The 803-nt window shown below is 41.1% G+C and carries 1 pseudogene; it reads left to right on the top strand.

Annotated elements, in window-relative coordinates:
- Nucleotides 1–151: 151 nt before the first annotated feature.
- Nucleotides 152–803, top strand: a pseudogene (locus ACXAC4_RS20615) (ABC transporter permease family protein); the annotation flags it as partial.

Genomic DNA, 803 nt, shown 5'->3' with positions numbered 1-803 from the left:
AAGGTTAACGACGGTTAGATTCACCTCTTACACAGCACCTGCTGCATTTGTGTTGTTTATTTTTACCTTTGTATTTAACACGCTCGCTGAATTTGTTCGTCAGCGTCTACGTGAAAAATACAGCTCAATGTAATTATCGGAGTTTCATGACATGGTAAAGCAATGGTTTAAGTCAGGATCTCCTTGGATCTGGATGACAGGTGGTGCAGTTAGCATCAGTTTAATCTCGGTTATCGGTTTATTAGCGATGATCGCGTGGAAAGGTCTAAGCTTCTTCTGGCCATCAGAAGTGGTTGAGTTAAAGCTTGAAGGCTCAGTGCCTAAGCAAACAGTGATTGGTGAGATTTATGACCGTGAGATGGTGCCTAAATCTCGCCTTGAAGCGGCAGGCTATGATTTATCGGCATACCAAGATGAATATATTGAACGTATCTTGGTAAAAACGGGTAACCGTGAATATGTAGACCTAGATTTCCGTTGGATATTAACAACAGATATCCAATCTCAAACTAAGCCAGAAGCGATGGCGGTATTTGAGCGTAGTAAAAACGGTAACTTCTATGGCTATGTAGAGCGTGTAATTGAAGACGGTAAAGAAGTTGTAAGTGCGCCTAAAGAACGTTTAGTTGAACTGGTTGAGCGTGCTGTAGATTTAAATGAAGAAGCACTTGATCTACAAAACGGTGATATTGGTCACATTAACTATGAGCTTGAGCGTCTGCGTTTAAAAGAAATACGCACTTGATAATGCTTTAACGGATAAGTGCTCGCTCATATTTAGAGTCACAACGTGCTGCTCTGAT

It is taken from the genome of Pseudoalteromonas sp. AWM4_233 (assembly GCF_056158285.1).
Note: the sequence above shows the minus strand (reverse complement) of the source record. Positions and strands in the feature narration are given on the sequence as shown.